Origin of the sequence: Thermoflexus sp. (assembly GCF_040289485.1) — a bacterium.
Classification (GTDB): Bacteria; Chloroflexota; Anaerolineae; order Thermoflexales; family Thermoflexaceae; genus Thermoflexus.
This window is the reverse complement of the sequence record NZ_PSLG01000027.1, coordinates 21857-28055: the sequence shown is the minus strand read 5'-3', so window position 1 is coordinate 28055 and position 6199 is coordinate 21857. Positions and strand designations below refer to the sequence as shown.

Sequence of the window (6199 nt, the reverse complement as noted above, 5' to 3'; positions counted from 1 at the left end):
AGGCCGCCCGCCGCCATCTGGCCGGCCTCCCCCCGCCGGCGGACGCCTGGGCAGCCCGTCTCCCGCCGCCCTGCGCCCTGGAGGCTCGCTGTCCGCAAGCGGAGGAGGCCGAAGCCCTGCGGCGGTGGGCGTTCACCCTGGTCGGGGCGCGCTACTGGGGGGAAGCCCGCCTCGCCCTGGACCGCTGGTTGGCCGTCCATCCCAAGGACCCGGTGGCGATGGCCGCCATGGGCTACACGCTGGGCCGGCTTGGGGCGGACGGGACCCCATGGCTGCAACGGGCGGCCGCCCGCTCGACCATCCCACCGGAGGTGCACTATTTCTGGGGGCTTTATCTGCTGGAGCACGGCCATTACCGCGAGGCCATAGGCCGCTTCGCCGCTGCATGGCACCTTCGCCCGGACCCCCTCTTCGCCCTGGAGCGCGGGCGCGCTGCCATGCTGGCCGGGGACCTGCTGACGGCCGAACGCTGGCTCCGAGAGGCGGTCCGGGCGGATCCGGATAACGTCAAGGGGTGGAACATGCTGGCGGCGCTCTACCTGGGCCATCAGATCCGCACAGGGGAAGGTTCTGCGGCCGCCCGGGAGCTCCTCCAGCGGGCCCCCGAACGGGAGGAAGGCTACGAGTGGCTGGGGTGGGCCCTTTACCTACAGGAGGATTTCACCGAGGCGGAGCGCCTTCTACGTCAGGCCTTGGCCCGGGACGCCGCCCGGCCTTCCGTGCACTATCGGCTGGGGATCGTGTTGGCTGCCCAGGGTCGCGCCGCCGAGGCCCGGCGCTGGCTGGAGCAGACGGTCCTTTTGGATCCCCAGGGGGAATTCGGCCGCCGCGCCCAGCGCTGGCTGAACGCCCTCCCTCCCTCCGGGGATTAGCCCCGGCGCTTCCCCTTCCGGCGGGAGGGGCGCAGGGCCAGCCGCAGCGCCCGCAGCCCGTGGTCCAGGGCGTCCAGATCCAGCGTGTAGAACATCCGACGGCCCGCCGCCCGCGTGCGCAGCAGCCCAGCCTGCCGCAGGATCCGTAAGTGGTGGGAAACCGTCGGCTGGGCCAGGCCCAACGCTTGGACCAGATCCCCTACGCACAGTTCCCGTCCCCAGAGCAGGCGGAGGATCTGCTGGCGATGGGCGTCGGCCAAGGCGTTGGCGAAGCGGACCGGATCCATGGCCTCCATCGTCCTCACGGCAGATCCCGATAGCGCCAGCGCAGCTCCCAGACCCGCAACGCCGCCTCCAGTTTGATCCGCCAGTCCATCTTGGAACGCCCGACCCGCCGGTCCTCGAAGAAGATCGGGATTTCGCAGACCCGGTAGCCCAGGCGCTGGGTCAGATAGGCCATTTCCACTTGGAAAATATACCCGGTCGAACGCACCCGATCCAAGGGGATGCCGGCCAGCGCATCCCGGCGCCAGCACTTGAAACCCGCCGTCGCATCCCGGACCTGAAGCCCCAGGACCAGGCGGGCGTAGATGTTCCCCCACCGGCTCAGCCAGTAACGCCCCGGCCCCCACCGCGGGTCCACCCGCCCCCCCGCTACGTAACGGGATCCCACCACCACGTGGCATTCCCGCACCCGCTCCAGCATCTGGGGGATGACTGCGGGGGGATGGGAGAGATCGGCGTCCATCTGGATGATGGCCTCCGCATCGGTCCCCAGCGCGAAGCGGAAGCCATCCCGATAGGCCGGGCCCAGGCCCCGCGGCCCCTCCCGGTGCAGCACGAAGAGGCGGCCCGGGTGGGCGCGGGCCAGCGCCTCGGCCACCTCCCCCGTCCCATCGGGCGAGCGGTCGTCGACGACCAGGATCCGTAACTCCGGCAGGCCTAGGTCGAAGAGGGCACGGACCAGGCAGGGAAGGTTCTCCGCCTCGTTATAAGTGGGCACGACCACCAGGGTTCTCATCCTCCTCCTTGGGGAAGGAAGAAGGTTGCCGCCGATGGCCTCATGGGCGCCCCGGCCCTTCCTTCCAGCGGGCGTAGAGATCGTTCTCAATCCCCAACCGCAACAGGACCCGCCCCACCGTCTGGTCGATCAGGTCCTGGAGGGTGCGCGGCCGGCCGTAGAAAGCGGGGACGGGCGGCATGATCACCGCCCCCATCCGCGCTGCGCGGCGCATCAGATCCAGATGGCCCAGGTGGAGTGGGGTCTCGCGCACCACCAACACCAGCGGCCGCCCTTCCTTTAGGGTGACGTCGGCGGCGCGGCTCATCAGATCCGCCGTGTAGCCGCTGACGATGGCCCCGAGGGTCTTGATGGAGCACGGGATGATGACCATCCCCATCGTCTGGAAGGAGCCGGAAGCGATGGCGGCCCCCACATCGTGAAACGGATGGACCACGTCGGCCAGGTCCAAGACCTGCCGGACGGTGTAGTCGGTCTCCTGGACGATGGTCTGGCGGGCGGCCGGGCTGAGGACGAGGTGGGTCTCGATCTCCGGGTTCGACCGGAGCACCTCCAGCAGCCGGATCCCATAGATCACCCCGCTGGCCCCGCTGATCCCCACGATCAACCGCCGCTTCGCCTCGCCCATCCCGCCTCCCCGCTCGGGCTCACGCGGCATCGAACAAGGGCGGCAGCGCCTCCAGCGCCCACCGGAGGCGGATCCCGTGCCAGAACAGCAGGCTGCCGTCCACCCAATAGATGCGCCCGGCGCGGCCCGCCGGGGTCTCGGCGAAGAGGGCCTGCACCGTTTGAACGTCCTCCGGCCGGAAGGGATACGGTTCGCTGGGCAGCAGGATGACGTCAGGGGCCGCCTGGCGGATCTCCTCCGACGAGAGCCGCGGATACCGATCGTCCCGTTCCACCGCCCGCGGGGGGACCGTGGGGTCCAGATCGGCCGCCAGCGGATAGCGCCGCCGCCGGCCGCCGAAGACGTTCTCCCCCCCGCACAGGGCCAACAGATCATGGGCGTAGGTCTCCGCGTTGAAGGTCATCCACGGATCCCTCCAGACTGGGCAGAACACCCGGGGCCGCCGGCCCGCGGGGCGGCGGCGCAGGCGATCGGCTTCGGCCTCGAGGGCCTCCACGAGGGGCGCCGACGGGACCTCGAACAGGGCCATCAGCGCCCGGATCAGGGCGATCGCCTCCGCCACCGAGCGGGGGAACGACACCGCCACCGGAACGCCCGCCGCAGCCAGGGCCCGCGCGTCTGCCTCCCGGTTCTCCTCCACGTTCACAAAGACCACGTCCGGCCGCAGGTCCCGGACGCGCGACAGGTCGGGGTTCTTGGTCCCCCCCACCGCGGGGACCTGCTGGGCCGCGGGCGGGCGCACGCAATAGAGCGTGCGCCCCACCACCCGATCCCCAAGGCCCAGTTCGAAGAGGGTCTCGGTGATGCTGGGCACCAGAGAGACCACCCGCCGGGGCGCGCGCCCGGGGCGGAACGGTCGACCCTCCACATCCCACAACGGATGCCCCTCGATCCCCATCGGGTCTGCCCTCATCGGGCATCCAGCCATCGGGCCCCGAAGACCACCGTGATCTCTCCCTGCCCCCAGCGCTCGATCTGGTCCTGGGGGCCCAGGGCCAGGGCGGACCCCTCGGCCAGGCCGATGCCGTAGGCGAAGGGATGCCGATGGAGGGCCGCCTGGAGGGCGCGGGCGGCCTCCGGCGTGTAATGGCTGACCACGAAGGCGCCGGGCAGCCAGCCCCACGCGCCCAGGGCCTCCTCAAAGCCGCGGCCCAGCACCCATGTCCCCATGGCCTCCGCCCCCGCCCCGATCCCCAGGACCACCGCGCCGCTGTGATACGCGGTGAGCAGGGCCTGAAGGGCGGGGGTGTCGAAGAAGATCTCCAGCAGACGTCGGACCTCGCCGTCGGCGATGAGGACGAGCCGGGCCTCCAGCAGCCAGCGGGCATGGGCGGTCTGGAAGGCATCCTCCCGCGAGCGCAGCGTCAGGACCCGGAGCGGTGGGCCGCCCCAGGCCCGATAGCGCCGCTCGTAGTCGCGGGCCCGGTCGGAGTCCTCCGCCGCGGCCATCACCAGCACCGCCGGCCCGCCCGGGGCGCAGCGGGCCAGGACGGCGTGGTGGACCGCCTCGTCCCCCTCGCCTCCACACAGCACCAGCCATCCCTGCCCGCTCCGCCAGCGCAAAGGTCCCCGCTGACCCATCCGTTGCTCCTTTCGTTCCCTCTCCTGATGATTTTGCGCCGGAAAGGGCCGTCCTGGGAAGGGGGCCTGCCCGGCATGCTATAATGCGTCCGGAGCCAACCTCACGCGGAGGTGCCGGCGATGCCGGAGGACGCAGCGGCCTACATCGAATTGGGGTGGGAGTTCCACATCCGCCAGCAATACGATCAGGCCGTCGATCACTTCCGCAAAGCCCTGGAGCTGGACGGGAACGCGGTGGATGCCTACTACGGGCTGGGGCTGGCCTACAAGGCCCAGGGCCGGAAGGCCGAGGCCATCGCCGCCTTCGAGAAGGTCCTGAACCTCGTCTCCCGCTTGGAGGACCGCGGCAAGGCCCAGATCCTCTCCCAACTCTCCCGGGCCCACATCGAGCAACTGCGCGGAGGGGAGGCGACCGATGCGGCCGCTGAGCAAACGTGAGCGCCTGCAGGCCGCCCTCCGCGGGGAGGCCCTCGACCGCCCGCCGGTGGCCCTCTGGCGCCACTTCCCGGTGGAGGATCAGGATCCGGAGGCCTTCGCCGATGCGGTCATCGCCTTCCAGCAACGCTTTGACTTCGACTTCGTCAAGGTCACCCCTGCCTCGAGTTTCTGCGTCCGGGATTGGGGGGCCGAAGACCGGTGGGAGGGCGACACGGAGGGAACGCGCCGTTACGTCCGCCATCCGGTGCAGCGCCCGGAGGATTGGCCCCGCCTGCCTATTCTGGATCCGGAGCGCGGCGCCCTGGGGGAGCACCTGCGGGCCGTGGAACGGATCCGGGCGGCCCTTCCCGAGGTCCCCATCGTGGTCACGGTTTTCAGCCCCCTGGCCCAAGCGAAGAACCTGGCCGGCCCCGAGGCCCTGCTGCTGCACATGCGCCGCTATCCCGAGGCCCTGGCGGCCGGCCTGCGGCTCATCACCGAGAGCACCCGCCGCTTCGTCCGGGCCGCCCTGGCCCGCGGGGTCGACGGGATCTTCTACGCCGTCCAGCACGCTTCCTATCTGTTGCTCTCCGCAGCGGAATACCAGGCCTTCGGGCGCCCTTACGACTTGGCGATCCTCGAGACGGCGGCCGAGGGGTGGCTGAACGTGCTCCACCTGCACGGGGAGGCGGTGATGTTCGACCGCTTCACCGATTACCCAGTCGCCGTCTGGAACTGGCACGATCGGGAAACGCCTCCCTCCCTGGAGGAGGGACTGCAGGCGGTGCCCGGGGCGGTGCTGGGCGGGCTCTCCCGGGTGAGAACGCTGGTCCTGGGCACCCCGCAGGACGTGCAGGCGGAGGCCCAGGAGGCCATCGCCCGGACCGGCGGCCGGCGCTTCATCCTGGGCACCGGCTGCGTGGTTCCCATCCACGCCCCCGAGGCCAACCTGCGGGCCGCCCGCCGGGCCGTGGACGCGGCGTGATCGCCCTCGCCCCTCGACCCCGGATCTGGCCGGCTTCCGGCTAAAATAGGGGGAAGTCTGCGGCAGGGAAGCCAGGATGCGGCTCCTGGTGATCGACTACGGGATCGGGAACCTGGGCAACGTCGTCCGCGCCTTCCAGCGCCTGGGGGCCGAGGTGCGCCTGAGCGAGGACCCCGCCGATCTGGAGTGGGCGGAGCGCATCGTGCTGCCTGGGGTAGGCGCCTTCGGGGACGGCATGGCCGGCCTGCGGGCCCGGGGGTGGGTGGAACCCCTCCGCCAGGCGGTGGCCACGGGCAAGCCCCTCCTGGGCATCTGTCTGGGGATGCAACTGCTCTTCGAGGAGGGCGAGGAAATGGGCCGGCACGCCGGCCTGGGGCTGCTGCCCGGCCGCGTGCGCCGCTTCCCGCCGGAGGCCGGCAAAGTCCCCCAGATCGGCTGGAACCGCCTGGAACACCCCGGCACCCACCCGTTGCTCCGTGGGGTCCCCAACGGCGCCTATGTGTATTTCGTCCACGGATATTACTGCGATCCGGCGGACCCCGCCGACGTGGTGGCGACCACTGTCTATGGGATCCGATACGCTTCCGTGGTCGCCCGGGGAGCGGTGATGGGCGTGCAGTTTCACCCGGAAAAGAGCCACCGCGCCGGGGAGCAGATCCTGCGCAATTTCCTGCATCTGTGAGGCCGGGCCGGGG

At 70.9% G+C, this 6199-nt stretch carries 9 protein-coding genes; 4 read left to right on the top strand and 5 right to left on the bottom strand.

Annotated elements, in window-relative coordinates:
- Positions 1-872, top strand: an 872-nt coding sequence (locus C4313_RS06440; protein ID WP_352429043.1) for a tetratricopeptide repeat protein, incomplete at its 5' end; no start/stop codon positions are given.
- On the opposite strand, the gene C4313_RS06435 is transcribed toward C4313_RS06440, so the two are convergent.
- Genes C4313_RS06435 through C4313_RS06415 form a run of 5 tightly spaced genes read right to left on the bottom strand, consistent with a single transcriptional unit; the run spans position 869 to position 4102 of the window.
- Positions 869-1159, bottom strand: a complete 291-nt coding sequence (locus tag C4313_RS06435) for an ArsR/SmtB family transcription factor (RefSeq protein ID WP_352429042.1) — start codon at positions 1157-1159, stop codon at positions 869-871. The two genes, C4313_RS06440 and C4313_RS06435, sit on opposite strands and share 4 nt — an antisense overlap.
- 14 nt (positions 1160-1173) lie before the next feature.
- Positions 1174-1893, bottom strand: coding sequence for a polyprenol monophosphomannose synthase (locus C4313_RS06430; RefSeq protein ID WP_352429041.1), 720 nt, complete (start codon positions 1891-1893; stop codon positions 1174-1176).
- A gap of 40 nt (positions 1894-1933) precedes the next feature.
- On the bottom strand, positions 1934-2521 hold the full coding sequence (locus C4313_RS06425) for a UbiX family flavin prenyltransferase (RefSeq protein ID WP_352429040.1): 588 nt from the start codon (positions 2519-2521) through the stop codon (positions 1934-1936).
- 19 nt (positions 2522-2540) lie between these two features.
- Positions 2541-3419, bottom strand: a complete 879-nt coding sequence (locus tag C4313_RS06420; protein ID WP_352429039.1) for a helical backbone metal receptor — start codon at positions 3417-3419, stop codon at positions 2541-2543.
- Between the two features lie 11 nt (positions 3420-3430).
- Positions 3431-4102 (bottom strand): Type 1 glutamine amidotransferase-like domain-containing protein, encoded by a 672-nt coding sequence (locus tag C4313_RS06415; RefSeq protein ID WP_352429038.1) that lies wholly within the window; start codon positions 4100-4102, stop codon positions 3431-3433.
- Positions 4103-4222: 120 nt separating this feature from the next.
- On the opposite strand from C4313_RS06415, the gene C4313_RS06410 reads away from it, so the two are divergent.
- The 3 genes from C4313_RS06410 (at position 4223) to hisH (ending at position 6186) form a co-directional block, all read left to right on the top strand.
- Entirely contained in the window at positions 4223-4540 is a 318-nt protein-coding gene (locus C4313_RS06410; RefSeq protein WP_352429037.1) for a tetratricopeptide repeat protein, read from the top strand.
- Positions 4518-5504, top strand: coding sequence for a uroporphyrinogen decarboxylase family protein (locus tag C4313_RS06405; RefSeq protein ID WP_352429036.1), 987 nt, complete (start codon positions 4518-4520; stop codon positions 5502-5504). Before C4313_RS06410 ends, C4313_RS06405 begins: the two co-directional genes overlap by 23 nt.
- Before the next feature lie 76 nt (positions 5505-5580).
- Complete coding sequence (gene hisH / locus C4313_RS06400; RefSeq protein WP_352429035.1) at positions 5581-6186, top strand: imidazole glycerol phosphate synthase subunit HisH; 606 nt, start codon at positions 5581-5583, stop codon at positions 6184-6186.
- The last annotated feature ends 13 nt before the right edge of the window (positions 6187-6199 follow it).

What these genes read in the sequence shown, in the direction of transcription:
- C4313_RS06435 (WP_352429042.1), bottom strand. Translation starts at nt 1,159, where the DNA reads ATGGATCCGGTCCGCTTCGCCAACGCCTTGGCCGACGCCCATCGCCAG.
- C4313_RS06430 (WP_352429041.1), bottom strand. Translation starts at nt 1,893, where the DNA reads ATGAGAACCCTGGTGGTCGTGCCCACTTATAACGAGGCGGAGAACCTT.
- C4313_RS06425 (WP_352429040.1), bottom strand. Translation starts at nt 2,521, where the DNA reads ATGGGCGAGGCGAAGCGGCGGTTGATCGTGGGGATCAGCGGGGCCAGC.
- C4313_RS06420 (WP_352429039.1), bottom strand. Translation starts at nt 3,419, where the DNA reads ATGGGGATCGAGGGGCATCCGTTGTGGGATGTGGAGGGTCGACCGTTC.
- C4313_RS06415 (WP_352429038.1), bottom strand. Translation starts at nt 4,102, where the DNA reads ATGGGTCAGCGGGGACCTTTGCGCTGGCGGAGCGGGCAGGGATGGCTG.
- C4313_RS06410 (WP_352429037.1), top strand. Translation starts at nt 4,223, where the DNA reads ATGCCGGAGGACGCAGCGGCCTACATCGAATTGGGGTGGGAGTTCCAC.
- C4313_RS06405 (WP_352429036.1), top strand. Translation starts at nt 4,518, where the DNA reads ATGCGGCCGCTGAGCAAACGTGAGCGCCTGCAGGCCGCCCTCCGCGGG.
- hisH (WP_352429035.1), top strand. Translation starts at nt 5,581, where the DNA reads ATGCGGCTCCTGGTGATCGACTACGGGATCGGGAACCTGGGCAACGTC.